At 57.9% G+C, this 382-nt stretch carries 1 protein-coding gene; it reads left to right on the top strand.

Annotated features, from left to right (window positions below; translation table 11 throughout):
* Window positions 1–279: 279 nt before the first annotated feature.
* On the top strand, window positions 280–382 hold a 103-nt coding region (locus tag EZM41_RS13565), incomplete at its 3' end, for a hypothetical protein (protein ID WP_342449236.1).

Below are 382 nucleotides of genomic sequence, written 5' to 3'. Positions count from 1 at the left end.
ACGCGCCCCAAATCTTGAGGGTCAACGCTGACCTTGACCCTCACTGTGCCGCTATCGCGCTCTTCTGTAACGCTCACGGCATCGCTTACAGTCACGAGCTGCTTCACGATGCCCTCGACCAAGCGGCAATAATCCGGCATTTGAGGCGCACCGGATACGGCCCTAAACTGCCTATAAACTGCGTCATAACCCATCTCTTTAAATGTAGGAACGTCAGGAAAAAGCTGAATCCGTTCGGGAGCCGCTATAGCGATAGCTGAGGCGGTTAGGCGCGCTGGAGTGGCACCGGACGCCGTCGGAGAAGTCATCATGGGCAACGGATGGCAAGCTGGCGTGGGGCCGAATCCCGCTCGGATCGCCACCGTAAAATCAGGCCTTCCCG

This window comes from Acetomicrobium sp. S15 = DSM 107314, from assembly GCF_016125955.1.
Classification (GTDB): Bacteria; Synergistota; Synergistia; order Synergistales; family Thermosynergistaceae; genus Thermosynergistes; species Thermosynergistes pyruvativorans.
Note: the sequence above shows the minus strand (reverse complement) of the source record. Positions and strands in the feature narration are given on the sequence as shown.